Raw genomic sequence first — 18834 nt, forward strand, 5'->3', positions numbered from 1 at the left:
CAGGGGGCAGCCCGACGGACCGGCTCCCGCGCGGAGCGGGACACCCGCACACCGGGGAGCCGGGGCCCCAAGCAGCCTCCGGCTCTCCCGGCACGTACGCCCCGGCACGCGGGCGCCGCGACGCGGCGACGCACCGGCACCGGGCGGCCGGGGCGGGCCCCGACCGCGTCCGGCCCGCCGTGAGCGCCGCTCCGCCCTGGGCCCGGCCCACGCGCGCCGCCTCGTCCGACGGTCCGCCCCGAGGGCCGGAAACCCCGGCGCCCGGTGCCCGCCGGCCTCGCCCGGCAGGGCGACGCCCGGGCGTCGCCGGCACCCCGGCCGAACCGGCCGCCGACGGTCGGCGCGGCGGCGCTCAAGCTGCCGCCGATGTGTCCCGACCGTCGCACGACCCGCCCCGAGGCCGGAAACCACCGCGCCCAGTGCGCCCGGGCCCAGCCCGGCCGAGCGACGCCCAAGCGTCGACGGCACCCCGCCCGAACCGGCCGCCGGCGGTTCCCGCGGGCGCGTTCAGGCTGCCGCCGGTGTCTCGCGTCCGTCGCGGTGGATCGGTGTCCCCGAGTCCGTCAGCGGGACGCCCGTGCCGCCGCGGCGGGAGGCGACGATCTCCGCCGCGATGGACAGGGCCGTCTCCTCCGGGGTGCGGGCGCCCAGGTCGAGGCCGATCGGGGAGCGCAGGCGGGCCAGTTCGCGCTCCCCCACGCCCGCCTCGCGCAGGCGGAGCGCGCGGTCGGCGTGGGTGCGGCGGGAGCCCATCGCGCCGACGAACGCCACCGGCAGCCCGAGGGCCACCCTCAGCAGCGGTACGTCGAACTTCGCGTCGTGGGTGAGGACGCACAGCACCGTGCGCGCGTCGGTCGGGGTACCGCGCAGATAGCGGTGCGGCCAGTCGACGACGATCTCGTCGGCCTCCGGGAAACGGGCCCGGGTGGCGAAGACCGGCCGGGCGTCACAGACCGTGACCCGGTATCCGAGGAACTTCCCCACGCGCACGAGCGCCGCCGCGAAGTCGATCGCCCCGAAGACGATCATGCGGGGCGGCGGCAGCGAGGACTCGACGAACAGGCGCACACCGCCGGGGCACAGGGAGCCCGCCCCGGACTCCGCTCCCGCCGCGCCCGCCGCGACGGCGACCGTGCCGGTGCGGCCGGCGTCCAGCAGGGCCCCGGCCTCTCCGGCCGCCGACCGGTCCAGTTCCGCGGATCCGCCCAGGCCGCCCCGGTACGACCCGTCCGGGCGCACCAGCAGGACTCCGCCGAGCACCTCCGGCGGGCCCTCGACGACCCGCACCAGGGCCCCGGGCTCGCCCCCGTCGGCGGCCGCCAGCGCCGCCCGCAGCACGTCCCGGGAGGGAGCTCGCGCGAGCACCGGTGTGACCATGATGTCGATCACCCCACCGCAGGTCAGGCCCACGGCGAAGGCGTCCTCGTCGCTGTAGCCGAAGCGTTCGGCACGGGTCTCGCCGTCCTCGAGCGCCCGGGCGCACAGCTCGTACACCGCCCCCTCCACGCAGCCGCCGGAGACGGAGCCGACCGCCGTGCCCGCCCGGTCGACGGCGAGCGCGGCGCCGGGGCCGCGCGGGGCGCTGCCGCTCACGGCCACCACCGTGGCCACGGCGAACTCCCGGCCCTCGGCCAGCCAGCGGTGCAGCTCGCCCGCGATGTCAAACACGCGGGCCTCCCGCCTCCAGCACACGGTCCGGACGGATGGGCAGCCGCCGGTGGCGCACTCCGGTCGCGTGCCAGACGGCGTTCGCGACGGCAGCCGCCGCGCCCACGATGCCGACCTCGCCGATGCCCTTGATCCCGACCGGGTCGTCGGGGTCGTGGTCGTCCACCCAGTCCGCCTCGACGGCCGGCACGTCGGCGTGGCTCGCCACGTGGTAGGAGGCCAGGTCGCCGCCGTACAGGTCGCCCGAGGCGCTGTCGCGCACCGCTTCCTCGTGCAGCGCCATGGAGATGCCCCAGGTCATGCCGCCGATCAGCTGGCTGCGGGCGGTGAGCGGGTTGACGATCCGGCCCGCGGCGAAGATGCCGAGCATCCGCCGCACCCGCACCTCGCCGGTGGCGACGTCGACGGCGACCTCGGCGAACTGTGCACCGTAGGAGTGCCGTTCCTTCTGGGCCAGGGCGCCGACGGCGGCGGTGGTGTCGGAGCGCACGGTGATGCCCTCCGGCGGCACGGTGCCGCCCGGTACGAGCCTGTCCCGCAGTTCCCCGGCGGCGGCCGTGACCGCCCAGGCCCAGGAACGGGTGCCCATGGAGCCGCCCGCGATCATCGCCGGGCCGAAGTCGCTGTCGCCGATGTGCACCCGGACCCGGCCGGCCGGCACCCGCAGCGCGTCGGCGGCCACCAGGGCCAGTGCGGTACGGGCCCCGGTGCCGATGTCGGCGGCCGAGATCCGCACGGTGAAGGTGCCGTCCGCCTCCGCGGTGACCGCCGCCGTGGACGGCATGGCGCCGGCCGGGAAGGAGGCCGCCGCCGTCCCGGTGCCGAGCAGCAGGTGCCCCTCGCGCCGCACGCCGGGGCGCGGGTCGCGGCTGGCCCAGCCGAAGCGGCGGGCGCCCTCGCGGAAGCAGGCGGCGAGGTTGCGGCCGGCGAAGGGCAGCCCGGAGACCGGACCCAGCTCGGGCTCGTTGCGCAGCCGCAGCTCGATCGGGTCCACCCCGCACCGCTCGGCCAGTTCGTCCAGCGCGGCCTCCATCGCGAACGACCCCGGCGCCTCGCCCGGTGCGCGCATCCAGGTCGGGGAGGGGACGTTCAGCCGGACCACCTGGTTCTCCGTGCGGTGGGCGGGGGCGTCGTACAGGGTCCGCCCGACGCCGGCGGCCGGTTCCACGAACTCCCAGACCGTGGACGTCTGGTTGAGCGAGCGGTGGTCCAGGGCGCGCAGCCGGCCGTCGGGGCCGGCGCCGAGGCGGACCCGCTGGGCGGTGGGGCTGCGGTAGCCGGTGAGCGAGAACATCTGACGTCGGGTCAGGACGACGCGGACCGGCCGCCGCAGCTCGGTGGCCGCCATCACCGCGGACACCTGGTGGGCCCGGAGCCCTTTGCTGCCGAAGCCTCCGCCGACGTGGTCGGAGCGCACCCGCACCGCGGACGCGTCCAGGGAGAACATCCGCACCAGTTCGTCGGCGACCCAGGTGGTGCCCTGGTTGGAGTCGACGACCTCCAGCCGGCCGCCGTCCCACAGGGCGGTCGCGGCGTGCGGTTCCATCATGGCGTGGTGTTCTTCGGGCGTGACGTACTCCTCGTCCACCACATGGGCGCTGGCGGCGAGTTCGGCGTCCAGGTCGCCCTTCTCCGTCGAGGCGGGCATGTGTCCGTCCGCCGGGCGGGCGTCGGAACGGCCGGCGGAGAACGCGATGTCGTGCGGTTCCCGCTCGTAGGTGACGGTGAGTGCCTCGGCCGCCTCCCGTGCCTGCTCCGACGTCTCCGCGACGACGAGCGCGACGGGCCAGCCGGCGTGCGGGACACGGTCGTCCTGGAAGACCGCGGCGGTCGGGTCGGGCGGCACGCCCAGCATGCCGACGTAGCCGGTCTCCAGGCGCGGGGCGTTGCCGTGGTGCAGGACGGCGAGCACGCCCGGCATGTCGAGGACGGGTCCGCTCTCCACGGAGACGATCCGGCCGCGGGCGACGGTGGAGAGCACCAGCCGGCCGTGGGCGAGGCCGGCGAAGGGGATCTCGCCGGCGTAGCGGGCGGCGCCGGTGACCTTGTCGCGGCCCTCGACGCGGGAGTGGGCGGTGCCGACCGCGCCCGTCGTCGTGGCGCGGCTCGTGGCGGTGGTCATCGGGTGGCCTCCTCGGCGAGTTCGGACAGCACGGCCACCACGAGGTTGCGCAGGAGGGTCACCTTGTAGCCGTTTCCGGGAAGGGGCCTGGCGGCCGCGAGTTCGGCGTCCGCGGCGGCGGCGAAGTACTCCGCGGTGGCCGGGGCGCCGGTCAGGACACGTTCGGCGAGCCGGGCCCGCCAGGGCCTCGAGGCGACCGCGCCGAAGGCGAGGCGCGCGTCGCACACGACACCGTCCGACACCTCCAGAGCGGCGGCGACGGAGCCGATCGCGAAGGCGTACGAGGCCCGTTCGCGGACCTTGCGGTAGCGCGAGCGGGCGGCGAGGCGCGCGGGCGGCAGGGTGACGTAGGTGATGAGCGCGCCGGGCGGCAGGGCGGTCTCGCGGTGCGGGGTGTCGCCCACCGGCAGGTAGAAGTCGGCCAGCGGCAACTCCCCCGGCCCGTCCGTGGTTTCGTACGCGACGGTCGCGTCGAACGCGGTGAGCGCCACCCCCATGTCGGAGGGGTGCACGGCCACGCAGTGCTCGGAGGCGCCGAGGACCGCGTGGTTGCGGTGCTCGCCCCCGACGGCGGGGCAACCGCTGCCGGGTGCCCGCTTGTTGCAGGGTTTGGTGACGTCGGCGAAGTAGCCGCAGCGGGTGCGCTGGAGCAGGTTGCCGCCGACGGTGGCCATGTTGCGCAGTTGCCCGGAGGCGCCGGCGAGCACGGCCTGGGTGAGGGCCGGGTAGCGTTCGCGGACCACGGGGTGGGCGGCGAGGTCGCTGTTGGTGACGGTGGCGCCGATCCGCAGTCCGCCGTCGGCGGCCGGTTCGATCCGGTCCAGCGGGAGGGAGCGGACGTCGACGAGCCGGGCGGGGCGTTCCACGCCGGTCTTCATCAGGTCGACGAGGTTGGTGCCGCCGCCGAGGTAGCGGGCGTCGGGGTCGGCACCCAGCAGTGCCACCGCGCCGGTGACGTCGTCGGCGCGCCGGTAGTCGAACTCCCTCATGCGGCGCTCTCCTCGGTCTCGGTGCGGCTCTCGCCGGCCGCGCGGGCGACGGCCTGGACGATCTGGACGTAGGCGCCGCAGCGGCACAGGTTGCCGCTCATGCGTTCCCGGATCTCCTCGGGCGTCAGGGGTGGCGGTGCCGCCTGCGGTCGTACGTCCTCGGTGACGGCGCTGGGCCAGCCCGCGGCGTGCTCCTCGATGACGGCGATGGCCGAACAGATCTGGCCGGGGGTGCAGTAGCCGCACTGGAAGCCGTCCAGGTCGAGGAACGCCTGCTGGACGGGGTGCAGCCGGTCCCCTTCGGCGACGCCCTCCACGGTGGTGATCTCGCGTTCGCCGGAGGCGACGGCCAGTTGCAGACACGACACGGTGCGGCGGCCGTCGACCAGGACGGTGCAGGCGCCGCACTGCCCCTGGTCGCAGCCCTTCTTGGTGCCGGTCAGGTCGAGCCGCTCGCGCAGCGCGTCGAGCAGGGTGGTGCGGTGGTCGACGGACAGCGTGTGCTTCTCGCCGTTGATGTTCAAGGTGACGGTGCTGGACGTCGAGGAGGTCATGAGCAGCCTTCTTTCGGCGATCGGGAAGGCGGACAAGTCGGTTGGTGCGGTCGGCGATCGGGAAGGCGTACAGGTCGGTGACGTGGCGGTCGGTGCGGTACGGAGCGCGGGGCGTCCGGGACCGTGCGGGAGGGCGGAAGGGGGCCGCGGGCGCCGGTCTCCGGGGCGTGCCGCGGCCGTCCGCGTCCGCCGATACGATGGACCCGAAGCGGACAACTGTCCGGTGCCTGGAAACGTAGTGGACAGTTGTCCGGTTGAGCAAGGACGGGTTTCGGCCACGGCCCGTGAGGAGGACGAGTGGGGCAGCAGAACGACGCACCCCAGCGCGCGGACGCGCAGCGCAACCGCGAGCGCATCCTGGAAGTGGCCCTGACCGAACTCACGCGCTCGGCGGACACCCCGTTGAGCGTGATCGCCAAGAAGGCGGGCGTCGGGCAGGGCACGCTCTACCGGAACTTCCCCAGCCGTGAGGCACTCGTCCTGGAGATCTACCGGCACGAGATGCGGCAGGTCGCCGACTGCGCGGCCCAGTTGCTCCGGACCCGGGAGCCGGACCGCGCCCTGCGCGAATGGATGGACCGGCTCGCCGGGTTCGCCATGACCAAGGCCGGGCTGGCCGACGCCATCCGGCAGGCCACCAGCGGTCCGGGGAGTCCCGGCAAGCCGCCCCCGCATCCGCTCACCGACGCGGCCGAGGTCCTGCTGCGCGCCTGCGAGGAGGCCGGGGTCATCCGCCCGGGGGTGACCGCGGACGACTTCGTCCTCGCCATCGGCGGACTGTGGCTGCTCGACCCGGCCGGCGACTGGCGGCTGCGCGCCACGCGGCTGCTGGATCTGGTCATGGACGGCCTGCGTGTGGGGGCGCCCGGACGGTAGGCCCCGGGGCCCGGACGGCCGTCGTCCCGCGCGGGACACGGCGCCCGGGCGGCCGGTGTCGTCGGGCGCCCGCGGCCGTCGCCCCTTCTCAGGCGACCGCCGTCGCCGCCAGTTCCCTCAGTTCGCGCAGTGCGGCCCGCACCGCGGGGCGGGCGCGGCCGCCGCCGCGGGTGCAGGTCAGCAGGGCGCGGTGCGGGTTGCCCGCACAGGTCACCCGGACGATCGGCAGGTCAGGGGCCGGACGGGCCAGGCGCGGGATCAGGGCGACGCCGAGTCCGTGGGCGACGAGATGGGCGATCGCGTTCCAGTCGTGGGCGTGGTGGACGACGTCCGGGGCGAAACCGGCGGCACCGCACGCCGACATGACGTGCAGCCGGCAGGGGCTCTCCGGCGCCGGCGCGATCCACGGCTCACGGGCCGCCCGGACGAGGTCGATCCGCTCGGCCCCGGCCAGCGGATGACCGGCCGGGACCACCAGGTCGAACGGGTCCTCCAACAACGGCTCCCGGTCGAACCGGGCGTCGCCGAGCGGTGGATCGAGCGGCGTGGACTCCAGCACGGCCAGATCGGCGGCACCTTCGAAGAGCAGGTCGAAGCTCTGCCCCACCCCCGCCTCGGCGATCCGCACCGACAGCCGCGGGTGACGCTCGCGCAGCCGGGCCGCCATCGGTGCCAGCAGCACCGAGACGGCCACCGGGAACCCGGTCACGCGCAGCACGCCGGCCGGGGCGTCGCGGTCGGCCCGCAGGTCCAGCTCCGCCTGGTCCCAGCGTGCCTGGATGGCGTCGGCGTGCGACAGCAGGCTCTCGGCGGCCGGAGTGAGCCGAACCCCGCGCCCTTGCGGCTCCAGCAGGACGACGTCCAGGTCACGCGCGAGCTGACGGATCTGCTGGGAGGCCGCCGACGGGGTGAAGTGCAGGGCGCGGGCCGCCGCGGTGACCGTGCCGTAGTGGGCGACCGCCCTCAGGACGTGCAGCCGGCGCAGATCGATCATGTAGCCCACGCTTCACGGTGACGTACAGAAAGTCAACCTGGACGTGTACGAATGTGACGGCGCACCCTGGCCGTGTCGCGACGACCGACACGAACCGAGGCACGCGAGGAACCGAGGAGGCACCATGACGAGCACCACCGGCGCCACGGGCAGGACCACCACCCGCTGCCCCTACTGCGGGTGGCCCGACGACGCCGAACCCTTCCGGTTGGTCTCCCGGCACGGCACCGCGACGGGCAGCACGGTGTGGACCCGCTGCGGCTGCGGCTCCCTCCAGGTCCGCACGGTCGACGAGCGGGGCGCCCGCGTCGTGTCCCGCGGCCGTCCGGCCGGCGCCCCGTCCGGCCGGACCGGCCGGTGAGCGGACCGGACGGCCGTTGACAGGCGGCGGCCCCCGCCGTACTAATCGTCAAGCGGTGTTCCGGGAACCGGCAGGGAGGCGTGGACGTGCGGGGACTCCCCTTGTCCGGGGTGACGGTGGTCAGCGTGGAGCAGGCGGTGGCGGCGCCCTACGCCACCCGGCAGCTCGCCGACCTCGGCGCGCGCGTGATCAAGGTGGAGCGGCCCGGTGAGGGAGACTTCGCCCGGCGCTACGACACCACCGTCCACGGCCACTCCAGCTACTTCGTGTGGATCAACCGCTCCAAGGAGTCCCTCACCCTCGACCTGAAGGACCCGCGGGGCCGCGCGATCCTGCACCGGCTGCTCGCGGACGCCGACGTGTTCGTCCAGAACCTCGCGCCGGGTGCCGCCGGCCGGCTCGGCCTGGGGACCGGGGAACTCACCCGCCGCTACCCGCGGCTGATCCCCTGCACGATCTCCGGCTACGGCACCAGCGGCCCGTGGGCGGACCGCAAGGCCTACGACCTGCTGATGCAGTGCCAGACGGGTCTGGTGTCGCTGACCGGCACGCCGGAGGAGACCGCCCGGACCGGGATCTCCGTCGCCGACATCGCCGCCGGGATGTACGCGTACAGCGGGGTGCTGACCGCCCTGTACACCCGTGCCACCACCGGCACGGTGCACCCGGTGGAGGTGTCCCTGTTCGAGGCGCTGGCCGAGTGGATGGGCCAGCCCGCCTACTACACGCGCTACGGCGGCAGCCAGCCCTCTCGCCTGGGCACCCAGCACGCCACCATCGCCCCCTACGGGACCTACCGGGCCGCGGACGGCCGCGAGGTGCTGCTCTCCGTCCAGAACGAGCGCGAATGGGCGGCCCTGTGCTCCCGGTTCCTCGGCCGGCCGGAGCTGACCGACGATCCGCGGTTCGCGACCGGCTCCGCCCGCGTGGCGCACCGGGAGGAAGTGAACGCGGTCGTCGCCGAGCGCTGCGCCCGCGACGACGCGGAGGATCTGCTGAAGGAACTCGAGTCGACCGGCATCGCCTGCGCCGGGGTCAACGACGTCGCCGCGTTCCTCGACCATCCCGTGCTCACCGCACGCGGCCGCCGGCGCGAGGTGGCGGTGCCGGGCGCGACGGTGGAGGCGCTGCTCCCGCCGGCCGACCTCGCGGGCGTGCCGGCCCGCATGGACCCGGTGCCCGCCGTGGGCGAGCACACGGACGCGATCCTGACCGAACTGGGCCACGGGGCCGAGGAGATCGCGGCCCTGCGCGCGGACGCCGTCGTCTGAGACGTGCGCGCGGACACCGTCGTCCGAGAACGGCACGCGCGGCTACGCCCGGCTCGCGCGCAGCGCCCCCAGCACGTCCTCGTCGGTCAGCTGCCCGAACTCGTCGTACCACTGCCCCACGGCCATGAACGCGGCGGGCTGGTGCAGACACACCACCTCGTCGGCCTCGGCACGCATCAGCGCCACGCCCTGCCGCGAACCGACCGGGGCGGCCAGCACCAGCCGGCCGGGGCCCCCGGTGCGGAGGGAACGCAGCGCGGCCCGGGCGGTGGACCCGGTGGCCAGTCCGTCGTCCACGACGATCACGGTCCGTCCGCGCACGTCGGGAGCGGGCCGGCCCTCGCGGTAGAGCCGTTCCCGGCGGCGCAGTTCGGCGCGCTCGCGGGCGACGACGGGTGCGAGATCGGACGCGCTCAGGCCGAGCCCGCGCAGGGCGTCGTCGTCGAACACCGGGACTCCGTCACCGGCCATCGCGCCGACGCCGAACTCCTCGTGGAAGGGGGCACCGACCTTCCGTACGACCAGGACGTCGAGCGGCGCGCCGAGTGCTCCCGCGACCTCCGCGGCCACGGCGACACCGCCCCGGGGCAGTGCCAGCACGACCGGGTCGGGCAGGGCGCCCTCGTCCTGCCGCTCCCGCAGCCGCGCGGCCAGTTCCCGGCCGGCCTCCCGGCGATCACGGAACCGCATGGCTCCCGCGTACCCCCGTCGCGGCATCCGAAGCACCGCTGCCGGGCATGGGCGCGCGAGCCCCGGGCAGTCGTGGGTCATGGTCGGTGACACGGGCGGCTACGGGCAGGAGGGTCGGCCGGGCGGGAGCGGGCACCGTGCGGTGGCGCAGGAGGACGAGGTCCGCATCGACGCGTGGGCGTCGAGCCGGGAGAACTGCCTGGCGGAGGCGGTGACGGCGGTGGTGGAGTGCTTCGCCGACGTCTCCGGGGTGAGACCGACCGGCGCGGGCCGCATCCGGCTCGACGCGGCCAGCGACGACGATCTCCTCGCCGCTCTGCTGGACGAGATCCTGTACCGGCTGGAGGAGTACGGGCAGGTGCCGGTCGACGTGGAGGCGGACGCGACGGAGGGCGGTCTCGACGTGCGCCTGGCGGTGGCGGCCCTGTCGGACGTGCCCCGCACCGGAGCGGCCCCGACCACCGTGACCTGGCAGGACCTCCGTATCGGCCCGGGCCCGTACGGCTGGACCTGCGCCGTCACCATCGACGCCTGACCCACCTCCGGCCTCCGCGGCGCTTGACCTCAGCCCCGCTCGCGCTCGAGGAGCGGACCGGGAGTCCCTCCGGCACCGCCGGACGGGCGGGTGGTGAACGCGGCCGGGCACACGACCAGTTCCAGCCCCGCCGCGGGGCAGGGCAGGGCGGGACGGGCCGGCCGGGCGGCCGGTTCGGCCCTCGCCCCGCGCGGAAGCGGGCCCTCGACCACCACCGTCACGTCGACGTCGCTGCGTCCGGGCCGGGCGGCGCGGGCGTCAGGTCCACAGTTCGTCGCCGGCGCACACCCGCGCACCCATGTTGCGTTCCATCATCCGCAGCGCGGCGTCCGCCAGATCGGCGTGGATGTGGGCGACGGCGTCGCGGGGGACGATCACGTCGAGGTGCCGGATGTGCGCGTCGAGCGCGGAGTACAGGACGCACTGCTCCGTCACCTGGCCGCACAGCACGAGCCGGTCGATGCCCTGCTGGTTGAGCAGATAGCCCAGCGGGGTCTCGAAGAAGATCGAGTGCCGGGCCTTGACCACGAAGAGGGAGGAGTCGTCCGGCCGCAACGGCTCCACGAGGTGCGCGTACGGTCCCGCCAGGGCCTTGTCGAGCAGTTCGCCGTGGTGGGAGCGCCACTCGCCGAAGTTGTCGTTGACGTAGATCACCGGAACGTCCTGCTCCCGTGCCCGTTCCAGCAGGCCCGAGACGACCGGTACGACCGACTCGGCGGACGGGATCAGCTGCTCGGCGTCCGGGTGGTCGTAGGTGTTGATCATGTCGATGACGGTCAGCGCGGTCTTGCCCATGCGTCCCGGGTTCCACCGCCGGGGCGAGTCGAACATGGTGAGCTCCGCGCTCGGCGGGCGGCATCTCACGTCGGCGGTCATCAGGGCCGTCCGGCCCTAGCCGCGCCGGGTGGCGTCCCCGACGATGGACAAATGATCCACACCGATGGCTTCCGCCTGCTCGACCGGCAGGAGTGCCTGCGCCTGCTGGCCAAGGCGCCGGTCGGTCGCGTCGTCTACACCCGGCAGGCCCTGCCGGCGGTCCTGCCCCTGAACTTCTCCCTGGACACGGACTCCTCCGTGGTGCTGCGCACCTCCGCCGCCTCCGAGCTGGTGCGGGCCGTCGACGGGGTGGTGGTCGCCTTCGAGGCCGACGACTTCCGGGCGGAGCTGCGGGCCGGCTGGAGCGTGGTGGTCACGGGCCGGGCCGCCGTGGTCACCGACCCGGCCGAGCACGAGCGTCTGCTGCGGACCGGCCCGCAGTCCTGGATGCCCATGCACGACGGCGTGTTCGTCCGCATCGAGGCCGAGATGGTGACGGGCCGGGAACTCACGGGCATCCCCGGCTGAGGCGCCCCCGCTCCGCCCCCGCCGCCGCCCGGGGGCGACCCGACGAGGTGTCACGGCCGTGCCGTACGGTACGGCTGTGACCGCCTTCAGCCCTGAGAACGCCCCGGGCCGCCACGGCCCTTCCGCCACCGTCGAGGCCCTGCCCGGTGAGGTGGGCCGGGTGCGCACCGAGTACTCGCCCGCGCACGACGGCGACCCCGATCCCGGGGAGATCGTCTGGACCTGGGTGCCCTATGAGGAGAACGACGGCCGGGGCAAGGACCGTCCGGTGCTCGTCGTCGCCCGCGAGGCGGGCGGGACGGTGCTCGCCGTGCAGTTGTCCAGCAGGCGGCGCGAGGGGGGCCGGGAGTGGGTTCCGATCGGCAGCGGGCCGTGGGACCGGTCGGGCCGCGACTCGTGGGTGGCGGTGGACCGGGTGCTGCGGCTGCACGAGGACGGCATGCGCCGCGAGGCGTGCGCGCTGGACCGGATGCGCTTCAATCTCGTACGTCAGCGGCTGCGGGAGCGGTACGGCTGGAGCTGATCCCGGCCTGCCCGGACAGCAGGTCGCCGAGCGTGCGTGCGAACGCGGCGCGGACCGGGCTGTCCCGGGTGCGGTCCAGGATCGCGAAGGCCACGTGCTCGAAGGCCCCGGCGAACCGGCCGCCCGGCGCGAGATGGGTCCGGAAGGCCGCCGCGACCTGCGCCGGCTCGTTGCGGAACACCCCGCAGCCCCAGGCGCCCAGCACCAGCCGCCGGTAACCGTGGGCGGCGGCGGTCTCCAGCACCCGTCCGGCACGCGCCGTCAGGGCGTGCGGGATCTCGCCCGCCCGCTCCGGCGCCGTGCGCAGGACGACGCCCGCGTTGGGCGCGGGCGAGGTGAGGAACCCGGCCGTGAACGGCACGTCCAGCAGACGGCCCCGGTCGTCACGGAAGACGGGCACGGCCGGTGAGTGGATCACCCGGTCCGTGTAGAACGGGTCGCGGTGGGCGCGGTGGTGGTCGTAGTAGCCGGGGGCCCGCAGCAGACAGGTGTACAGCGCGGACGCCCGGCACAGGGCCTCTTCCTGGGCCTGTGCGCCGTTGAGGTATCCCCCGCCGGGGTTGCGGGCGGAGGCGAAGTTGAGCACGGCCGTCGCGCCGGCGAGCCTGCGGGCGGCCTCGAAGCTGCTCTCGCCGGTGACCTCGAACCGGGTCACGGCCGGCCGGAACGCCGGGACCGGAACCGGTTCCGGCCCGTACACCCGCGTACCGTCCCGCGCCGCGTCGATGTCCGCCGCCAGGGACACCTCGTGCCCACCGGGCGCGCGGTAGCCCCCGGCCGCGACGATCAGCTCGGTCTCCCGGGCGATGCCCCGCAGGCGCGCGCTCACGGCGCCACCCCCGTAGCCGCCGTGACCGTACGCCGTGCGCTCTCCCCCGTCGTGCTCATGCACGCATCCTGAGCGATGCTGGTGATGCGGCGCAACGGAGTTTCCCCGCGTCGCGAAGGCCCGGCGCGCGGGCGCCGAAGCCCCTGGACAGCGGGCCGGACGAAGGGAGGACCGCACCGGTACGCCCGCCAGGCGCCCTTGTGCCCGGCGGCGCGAAGGTTTTGGGTGGACGGGTTGATGCCGGCCGGGACCATCGAACATCCGGGCCGGCGACATGGTGGAATCTCAGGAGGATCCCCCACATGTCCGATGCGGAAGGTGGCTGCGCGCAGTCACGAACCACCGTCACCGAAGCCGAGGTGGAAGCCCTGGTGCGGGGCATCTGCTTCAAGACCGGACCGCCGCGCCGCCTCGGTGTCGAGGTGGAATGGCTCGTCCACGAGCTGCGGGACCCGCGGCTCCCCCTGACCTCCGAACGCCTCACGGCGGCCTACGCCGCCGTGCGGAGTGTGCCGCTGAGGTCGGCGCTCACCGTCGAACCCGGCGGCCAGCTGGAGCTGAGCTCGCCGCCCGCCGCCTCCCTGATGGAGTGCGTCGCCACCGTGTCCGCCGACCTCGACGCCGTCCGCGCGGTGCTGCGCCGGGACGGTCTGGGCCTCGCCGGGCTCGGTCACGAGCCCTGGCGGACACCCGGCCGCTTCCTGCGCGAACCGCGCTACGACGCCATGGAGGCCTGCCTCGACCGCGGCGGTCCGGCGGGCCGCGCCATGATGCGCGCCTCCGCCTCCGTGCAGGTGTGCCTGGACGCCGGGTACGAGGAGCCGGGACCCCTGGGCCACGTACGGCGCTGGTGGCTCGCGCACCAGCTGGGCGCGGTCCTGGTCGCCGTGTTCGCCAACTCGCCCCTGGCCGACGGCCGTCCGACCGGCTGGCTGTCCACGCGGCAGCTGCGCTGGGAGCAGATCGGCACCGGCCGGGCGGGCGGTCCCGTCCTGGACGCCGACCCGCGCGCGGCGTGGGCCCGGCACGTCCTGGACTCCCCCGTCATGTGCGTACGGGACGACGGCGGCCCGTGGCTGGTACCGCGGGAGCTGACCTTCCGCGAGTGGATCAGGTCCGGCACCCCGAGGCCCCCCACCCGGGAGGACCTCGACTACCACGCGACCACGCTGTTCCCGCCGGTCAGGCCGCGCGGGCACCTGGAGCTGCGCATGATCGACGCGCAGCCCGGTGACGACGGCTGGATCGTGCCGCTGGCGGTGACGACGGCGCTGTTCGAGGATCCGGAGGCGGCCGAGACCGCCTACCGCGCGGTGAAGCCGCTGGCCGAGCGGGCGCACGGCGTGCCCGCGCCGCACAACGCGCTGTGGCGGGACGCGGCCCGCGTGGGACTGGCCGATCCGGAGCTGCGCGAGGTGGCCGGCAGCTGTTTCGCGGCGGCGCTGCGCGCCCTCCCCCGGCTCGGCGCCACCCCCGGGGTCGTCGACGCGGTGGAGGCGTACCGGGACCGCTATGTCGCCCGCGGCCGCTGCCCCGCCGACGACCTCCTCGACGGCCTGCGCGCCACGGCCGCCGGCCACCCGCACCCGCACCCGCACCCGCACCCGCACCCGCACAACTCTTCTCCGCACGGGAAGGACACCCCCTCATGACCGAGCCCGCCCTCGACGCCGAGGCCCTGCGCGAGCGCGCGGTCGCCTCGCTGATCACCGCGCGGGACCGCACGACGCTGCTCACCAGCTGCGTCGAGGAGGCCGACCTGACCGCGCAGCACTCGCCGCTGATGTCTCCGCTGGTGTGGGACCTCGCCCACATAGGCAACCAGGAGGAGCAGTGGCTGCTGCGGGCCGTCGCCGGCCACGAGGCGATACGGCCCGAGATCGACGGCCTGTACGACGCCTTCGAGCACCCGCGCGCCGAACGTCCGAGCCTGCCGCTGCTGCCCCCGCGGGAGGCCCGGCGGTACGCCGCCGACGTGCGCGGCCGGGCGCTGGACGTGCTGGAGGGCGCCGCGTTCCACGGGACGCGGCTGACGGAGGCGGGCTTCGCCTTCGGGATGATCGCCCAGCACGAACAGCAGCACGACGAGACGATGCTGATCACCCACCAGCTCCGCCGGGGGCCGCAGGCCCTCACCGCCCCGGACCCGGACCCGGTGCCGCTGTACACGGGCCCGGCGGAAGTCCTCGTCCCGGGCGGCCCGTTCACCATGGGCACCTCGGACGAGCCGTGGGCGCTGGACAACGAACGGCCCGCGCACCGGCGCGAGGTGGCGCCCTTCCACATCGACACCACTCCGGTGACGAACGCCGCGTACCAGGCGTTCATCGAGGACGGCGGCTACGACGAGCCCCGCTGGTGGACCGCCGAGGGCTGGGCCCACATCCGCCGCACCTCCATCACCGCGCCGCTGTTCTGGCACCGGGACGGCGGGCAGTGGCTGCGGCGCCGGTTCGGCGTCACCGAGGTGGTGCCGCCGGACGAGCCGGTGCTGCACGTGTGCTGGTACGAGGCGGACGCCTACGCCCGTTGGGCCGGGCGCCGGCTGCCCACCGAGACGGAGTGGGAGAAGGCGGCGCGCCACGACCCGGCCGGTGACCGCCCGATGCGCTACCCGTGGGGCGACGCCGACCCCGGGCCCGAGCACGCCAACCTCGGCCAGCGGCACCTGCGTCCGGCGCCCGCCGGCAGCTACCCGGCCGGTGAGTCCCCGCTCGGCGTACGGCAGTTGATCGGTGACGTGTGGGAATGGACGGCCAGCGACTTCCTGCCGTACCCCGGGTTCAGGGCGTTCCCGTACAGGGAGTACTCGGAGGTGTTCTTCGGGCCGGAGCACAAGGTGCTGCGGGGCGGCTCGTTCGCCGTGGACGCGGTGGCCTGCCGGGGCACGTTCCGCAACTGGGACCTGCCGGTGCGACGGCAGATCTTCTCCGGGTTCCGCACGGCACGCTCGGAGAGCGTCTGATGTGCCGCCACGTGGCCTACGTGGGGCCCGAGGCGGCGCTGGGCGAGCTGCTCGTGTCCCCGCCGCACGGCCTGTACCGGCAGTCCTGGGCGCCCCGGCGGCAGCGGTACGGCACGGTCAACGCCGACGGGTTCGGGGTGGGCTGGTACGCGCAGGACGATCCGGTGCCGGCCCGCTACCGCCGGGCCGGGCCCGTCTGGGCGGACCTGTCGTTCGCGGACCTCGCCCGCGTGGTGCGCACGGGGGCGCTGCTGGCCGCCGTGCGGGACGCGACGCTGTCGGGCGCCGACGCGGAGGCGGCGGCGGCCCCGTTCACGGCCGGGACCTGGCTGTTCAGCCACAACGGGGCGGTGCCGGGCTGGCCCGGCTCGCTCGCGCCCCTGGTCACGGCCCTGCCCGCCGAGGACGTGCTGTCGCTGGAGGCGCGCAACGACTCCGCGTTCGTGTGGGCGCTGGTGCTGGCCCGGCTGCGGGCAGGTGACGAGGAGGGCCAGGCGCTCGCCGACACGGTCCTGGAGGTGGCCGCGGCGGCCCCCGGGGCCCGGCTCAACCTGCTGCTCACCAACGGGGACACCGTCACCGCCACCGCCTGGGGCGACACCCTGTGGTACCTCACCCGGACCGGCGGCGGCACCGTCGTGGCGTCCGAGCCCTACGACGACGACCCGCACTGGCGGGAGGTCCCCGACCGCACCCTGCTCGCCGCGAGCCGTACGGATGTCCTGCTGACCCCGCTCAAGGAGCCCGGCGACGCCCTGTCGTCCGCCGGCGCGCCCGCACCATCGAGGGAGCCCCTTACGTGAGTCCGTTCCGTCTCACCCGCACCCTGCCCGAGGACACCACCGGCGCCGCCCTGCGCGCCGACATCCGGGAGGGCCTGACCGGCAGTCCCAAGTCGCTGCCGCCGAAGTGGTTCTACGACGCCCGGGGCAGCGAACTCTTCGAGGAGATCACCGCGCTGCCCGAGTACTACCCGACGCGTGCCGAGCGCGCGATCCTGCGCGCCCGCGCGGGTGAGATCGCCGAGGCGTCGGGGGCCCGCACCCTGGTCGAACTGGGCTCCGGGTCATCGGAGAAGACGCGCTACCTGATCGACGCGCTCACGGAACTGCGCGCGTACGTCCCCGTCGACGTCAGCGAGAGCGCCCTCGCCCAGGCGGGGCAGGCGCTGGCCGCCGAGCGGCCGGGGCTCGACGTGCACGCGCTGATCGCCGACTTCACCGCCCTGCTGACGCTGCCCGACACTCCGGGGCCGCGGCTGGTGGCGTTCCTCGGGGGCACCATCGGCAATCTGCTGCCCGCCGAACGGGCCGCGTTCCTCGCCTCCGTCCGCGCCCTGCTCGCGCCGGGCGACGCCCTGCTGCTGGGCACCGACCTGGTGAAGGACGAGGGGGTACTGGTCCGGGCGTACGACGACGCGGCGGGGGTGACGGCCGCGTTCAACAAGAACGTCCTGGCCGTCGTCAACCGCGAGCTGGGGGCCGACTTCGATCCGGACGCCTTCGACCACGTGGCGGTGTGGGACGCCGGCCACGAGTGGATCGAGATGCGGCTGCGTTCCCGCGCGACGCAGACGGTGAAGATCCCCGCACTGGGGCTCGCCGTGGACTTCGCGGCGGGCGAGGATCTGCGCACCGAGGTGTCGGCCAAGTTCCGCCAGGAGGGGGTGCGTACCGAACTGTCCTCCGCGGGACTGGAGCTGACCCGGTGGTGGACGGACGAGGAGCGGCGGTTCGCGCTGTCACTGAGCACGGCCCGCTGACACCGGCGGCACGAGCCGGCCCTAGTCGAAGGCCAGGGCCTCGGTGATGCGCCCGGCGGCGCGTCGGGCCTCCGTGGCCGGGTCCGCGCCCCTGAGCACCTTCGTCATGTACTCCTTGATCGGGTTGTCCGCCTCGACCTCGCTCCACTGGGGTGTGCCGGGGGTCGCCCGGCCCTGGGCGGCTCCGGCCGCCATGGCCGCGACCCCCTCCTCCCCGGCGACCGCGCCGGCGAGGGACGCCTTGTTGGGGACGTAGTTCATGGTGCGGGCGAGATCGGTGTTCCAGCGCTCGCCGGTGAGTGCCGCGACCACCTCGATCGCGGCGTCCCGGACGTCGGTGTTGGCGGGCACGACGAGGTCGGAGCCGCCGGTGAAGACGGAGCCGGCGGTGCCGGCCTTCCTGCCGGGGACGGGGAAGTACCCCAACTTGCCCTCGAGCGCCGGATTCTGCTTCAGAATGGCACGCGCCACCCCGGGTACGGCCACGATCTGCGCGACGCGGCCGTCGGCGAACACCCCGGCCTGCGGGGGGTGTTCCTCGTCGGCGTCGACCGGTCCGTCGCCGAGCGCCTGGAGCCGCCGGTAGAAGTCCATGCCGCGCAGCGCCTGTGGGCTGTCGAGGGTGCCGCGCCAGACGCCGTCCCGGTTCGTGGCGAGTTCGCCGCCCTCTTCCCAGATGAATCCGGCGAGCGTGTACCAGTCCTGCCCGGCGAGGTAGATGCCCTGGCCGTCTCCGGTGTCGAGCTTCTCGGTGAGGGTGAGCCACTCGTCGCGGGTCTCCGGCGGCGCGGTGACGCCCGCTTCCCGGAAGAGGTCCTTGCGGTAGATGACGACGCGGTTGGCGGCGTACCAGGGGATGCCGTACTGCTGGGAGCCCCACTGGCCGGGTTCGGCGAGGCCGGGCAGCCAGTCGTCGCGGCCCCAGTCCCGCATCGACTCCAGGGTGAGGTCGAGCAGTCCGTCGCCCTCCGCGTACGTGGCGACCTGGGTGTTGCCGACCTCGATGACGTCCGGCCCGTCGGGCTCGTCGGTCTCCAGCGCCCGCTGCACCTTCTCGCCGATGCCGGTCCACTCCTGGACGCGGACGTCGAGGTCGATGTCCGTGTGCTCGCGCTCGAACTCCTCGGTGAAGCGGTCCAGGTACTCCTGAGAGGCACTGTGCTGCATCACCCACACGGTGACCGTGCGCCGTTCCGGTTCGCTGCCGGGCAGCATTCCGCAGCCGCTGAGCAGGGTGGCGGACACACAGACGAGGGCGAGCAGACGGCGTCTCACGTGGGGACCTGTTTCTGTCTGACGTACAGGGCGGCCCGACGTGGGGGGCGAGCGGAGGCTCGTGCGGGTGACCAGC

General features: G+C 74.8%; 20 protein-coding genes. 10 read left to right on the forward strand and 10 right to left on the reverse strand.

The window, feature by feature from the left end; genetic code table 11:
• Window positions 1-507: 507 nt before the first annotated feature.
• The 4 genes from IE172_RS22010 to IE172_RS22025 are packed head-to-tail and all read right to left on the reverse strand — an operon-like array spanning window position 508 to window position 5333.
• Window positions 508-1668, reverse strand: coding sequence for an XdhC family protein (locus tag IE172_RS22010; protein ID WP_190099000.1), 1161 nt, complete (start codon window positions 1666-1668; stop codon window positions 508-510).
• Window positions 1661-3790, reverse strand: coding sequence for a xanthine dehydrogenase family protein molybdopterin-binding subunit (locus IE172_RS22015; protein WP_190099001.1), 2130 nt, complete (start codon window positions 3788-3790; stop codon window positions 1661-1663). Before IE172_RS22015 ends, IE172_RS22010 begins: the two co-directional genes overlap by 8 nt.
• On the reverse strand, window positions 3787-4779 hold the full coding sequence (locus tag IE172_RS22020; protein ID WP_190099002.1) for an FAD binding domain-containing protein: 993 nt from the start codon (window positions 4777-4779) through the stop codon (window positions 3787-3789). Before IE172_RS22020 ends, IE172_RS22015 begins: the two co-directional genes overlap by 4 nt.
• A complete protein-coding gene (locus IE172_RS22025) occupies window positions 4776-5333 on the reverse strand; it encodes a (2Fe-2S)-binding protein (RefSeq protein WP_190099003.1) in 558 nt (185 codons plus the stop codon). Before IE172_RS22025 ends, IE172_RS22020 begins: the two co-directional genes overlap by 4 nt.
• 297 nt (window positions 5334-5630) lie before the next feature.
• On the opposite strand from IE172_RS22025, the gene IE172_RS22030 reads away from it, so the two are divergent.
• Entirely contained in the window at window positions 5631-6209 is a 579-nt protein-coding gene (locus IE172_RS22030; protein ID WP_190099004.1) for a TetR/AcrR family transcriptional regulator, read from the forward strand.
• Between the two features lie 88 nt (window positions 6210-6297).
• Here the strand turns inward: IE172_RS22030 and IE172_RS22035 are convergent, their stop codons facing one another.
• Complete coding sequence (locus IE172_RS22035) at window positions 6298-7203, reverse strand: LysR family transcriptional regulator (RefSeq protein WP_190099005.1); 906 nt, start codon at window positions 7201-7203, stop codon at window positions 6298-6300.
• 124 nt (window positions 7204-7327) lie between these two features.
• Here IE172_RS22035 and IE172_RS22040 point away from each other — a divergent pair, with 124 nt between their 5' ends.
• Both IE172_RS22040 and IE172_RS22045 read left to right on the forward strand, forming a co-directional pair.
• Window positions 7328-7564 (forward strand): hypothetical protein, encoded by a 237-nt coding sequence (locus IE172_RS22040; protein WP_190099006.1) that lies wholly within the window; start codon window positions 7328-7330, stop codon window positions 7562-7564.
• An 80-nt stretch (window positions 7565-7644) separates the two neighbouring features.
• On the forward strand, window positions 7645-8835 hold the full coding sequence (locus IE172_RS22045; RefSeq protein ID WP_190099007.1) for a CaiB/BaiF CoA transferase family protein: 1191 nt from the start codon (window positions 7645-7647) through the stop codon (window positions 8833-8835).
• Window positions 8836-8877: 42 nt separating this feature from the next.
• On the opposite strand, the gene IE172_RS22050 is transcribed toward IE172_RS22045, so the two are convergent.
• Window positions 8878-9525 carry a phosphoribosyltransferase gene (locus IE172_RS22050; protein WP_190099008.1) on the reverse strand — a complete coding sequence of 216 codons (648 nt, stop codon included), beginning with the start codon at window positions 9523-9525 and terminating at the stop codon, window positions 8878-8880.
• A 79-nt stretch (window positions 9526-9604) separates the two neighbouring features.
• On the opposite strand from IE172_RS22050, the gene IE172_RS22055 reads away from it, so the two are divergent.
• The gene (locus tag IE172_RS22055) at window positions 9605-10060 is read left to right on the forward strand and encodes an archease (protein WP_190099009.1); all 456 of its coding nucleotides are present in this window, start codon (window positions 9605-9607) and stop codon (window positions 10058-10060) included.
• A gap of 29 nt (window positions 10061-10089) precedes the next feature.
• Here the strand turns inward: IE172_RS22055 and IE172_RS22060 are convergent, their stop codons facing one another.
• On the reverse strand, window positions 10090-10281 hold the full coding sequence (locus IE172_RS22060; RefSeq protein ID WP_190099010.1) for a hypothetical protein: 192 nt from the start codon (window positions 10279-10281) through the stop codon (window positions 10090-10092).
• A gap of 37 nt (window positions 10282-10318) precedes the next feature.
• Window positions 10319-10855, reverse strand: a complete 537-nt coding sequence (locus IE172_RS22065) for a cysteine hydrolase family protein (RefSeq protein WP_190099088.1) — start codon at window positions 10853-10855, stop codon at window positions 10319-10321.
• Window positions 10856-10987: 132 nt separating this feature from the next.
• Between IE172_RS22065 and IE172_RS22070 the strand changes: the two genes are divergently transcribed.
• Together IE172_RS22070 and IE172_RS22075 are read left to right on the forward strand one after the other, a co-directional pair.
• Entirely contained in the window at window positions 10988-11404 is a 417-nt protein-coding gene (locus IE172_RS22070) for a pyridoxamine 5'-phosphate oxidase family protein (RefSeq protein WP_190099011.1), read from the forward strand.
• A 76-nt stretch (window positions 11405-11480) separates the two neighbouring features.
• The gene (locus tag IE172_RS22075; protein WP_190099012.1) at window positions 11481-11927 is read left to right on the forward strand and encodes a type II toxin-antitoxin system PemK/MazF family toxin; all 447 of its coding nucleotides are present in this window, start codon (window positions 11481-11483) and stop codon (window positions 11925-11927) included.
• On the opposite strand, the gene IE172_RS22080 is transcribed toward IE172_RS22075, so the two are convergent.
• A complete protein-coding gene (locus IE172_RS22080) occupies window positions 11881-12756 on the reverse strand; it encodes a TIGR02452 family protein (protein ID WP_190099013.1) in 876 nt (291 codons plus the stop codon). The two genes, IE172_RS22075 and IE172_RS22080, sit on opposite strands and share 47 nt — an antisense overlap.
• Window positions 12757-13058: 302 nt before the next feature.
• Between IE172_RS22080 and egtA the strand changes: the two genes are divergently transcribed.
• The 4 genes from egtA to egtD are packed head-to-tail and all read left to right on the forward strand — an operon-like array spanning window position 13059 to window position 17483.
• Window positions 13059-14408 carry an ergothioneine biosynthesis glutamate--cysteine ligase EgtA gene (gene egtA, locus IE172_RS22085; protein WP_190099014.1) on the forward strand — a complete coding sequence of 450 codons (1350 nt, stop codon included), beginning with the start codon at window positions 13059-13061 and terminating at the stop codon, window positions 14406-14408.
• Window positions 14405-15721 carry an ergothioneine biosynthesis protein EgtB gene (gene egtB / locus IE172_RS22090; RefSeq protein WP_190099015.1) on the forward strand — a complete coding sequence of 439 codons (1317 nt, stop codon included), beginning with the start codon at window positions 14405-14407 and terminating at the stop codon, window positions 15719-15721. The genes egtA and egtB overlap by 4 nt, the downstream gene beginning before the upstream one ends.
• The gene (gene egtC / locus IE172_RS22095) at window positions 15721-16524 is read left to right on the forward strand and encodes an ergothioneine biosynthesis protein EgtC (RefSeq protein ID WP_190099016.1); all 804 of its coding nucleotides are present in this window, start codon (window positions 15721-15723) and stop codon (window positions 16522-16524) included. Before egtB ends, egtC begins: the two co-directional genes overlap by 1 nt.
• On the forward strand, window positions 16521-17483 hold the full coding sequence (egtD, locus tag IE172_RS22100; protein WP_190099017.1) for an L-histidine N(alpha)-methyltransferase: 963 nt from the start codon (window positions 16521-16523) through the stop codon (window positions 17481-17483). The genes egtC and egtD overlap by 4 nt, the downstream gene beginning before the upstream one ends.
• A 21-nt stretch (window positions 17484-17504) precedes the next feature.
• Here the strand turns inward: egtD and IE172_RS22105 are convergent, their stop codons facing one another.
• The gene (locus IE172_RS22105; protein ID WP_190099018.1) at window positions 17505-18758 is read right to left on the reverse strand and encodes an extracellular solute-binding protein; all 1254 of its coding nucleotides are present in this window, start codon (window positions 18756-18758) and stop codon (window positions 17505-17507) included.
• Window positions 18759-18834 lie beyond the last annotated feature (76 nt).

Origin of the sequence: Streptomyces griseoflavus (assembly GCF_014649995.1) — a bacterium.
GTDB lineage: Bacteria > Actinomycetota > Actinomycetes > Streptomycetales > Streptomycetaceae > Streptomyces > Streptomyces griseoflavus.

Bases quoted from the DNA above. Each gene is read 5' to 3' on its own strand.
- IE172_RS22015 (WP_190099001.1), bottom strand. From the start codon at position 3,790: ATGACCACCGCCACGAGCCGCGCCACGACGACGGGCGCGGTCGGCACC.
- IE172_RS22020 (WP_190099002.1), bottom strand. From the start codon at position 4,779: ATGAGGGAGTTCGACTACCGGCGCGCCGACGACGTCACCGGCGCGGTG.
- IE172_RS22055 (WP_190099009.1), top strand. From the start codon at position 9,605: ATGGTCGGTGACACGGGCGGCTACGGGCAGGAGGGTCGGCCGGGCGGG.
- IE172_RS22035 (WP_190099005.1), bottom strand. From the start codon at position 7,203: ATGATCGATCTGCGCCGGCTGCACGTCCTGAGGGCGGTCGCCCACTAC.
- IE172_RS22050 (WP_190099008.1), bottom strand. From the start codon at position 9,525: ATGCGGTTCCGTGATCGCCGGGAGGCCGGCCGGGAACTGGCCGCGCGG.
- IE172_RS22070 (WP_190099011.1), top strand. From the start codon at position 10,988: ATGATCCACACCGATGGCTTCCGCCTGCTCGACCGGCAGGAGTGCCTG.
- IE172_RS22040 (WP_190099006.1), top strand. From the start codon at position 7,328: ATGACGAGCACCACCGGCGCCACGGGCAGGACCACCACCCGCTGCCCC.
- IE172_RS22025 (WP_190099003.1), bottom strand. From the start codon at position 5,333: ATGACCTCCTCGACGTCCAGCACCGTCACCTTGAACATCAACGGCGAG.
- egtA (WP_190099014.1), top strand. From the start codon at position 13,059: ATGTCCGATGCGGAAGGTGGCTGCGCGCAGTCACGAACCACCGTCACC.
- egtB (WP_190099015.1), top strand. From the start codon at position 14,405: ATGACCGAGCCCGCCCTCGACGCCGAGGCCCTGCGCGAGCGCGCGGTC.
- egtC (WP_190099016.1), top strand. From the start codon at position 15,721: ATGTGCCGCCACGTGGCCTACGTGGGGCCCGAGGCGGCGCTGGGCGAG.
- IE172_RS22065 (WP_190099088.1), bottom strand. From the start codon at position 10,855: ATGGGCAAGACCGCGCTGACCGTCATCGACATGATCAACACCTACGAC.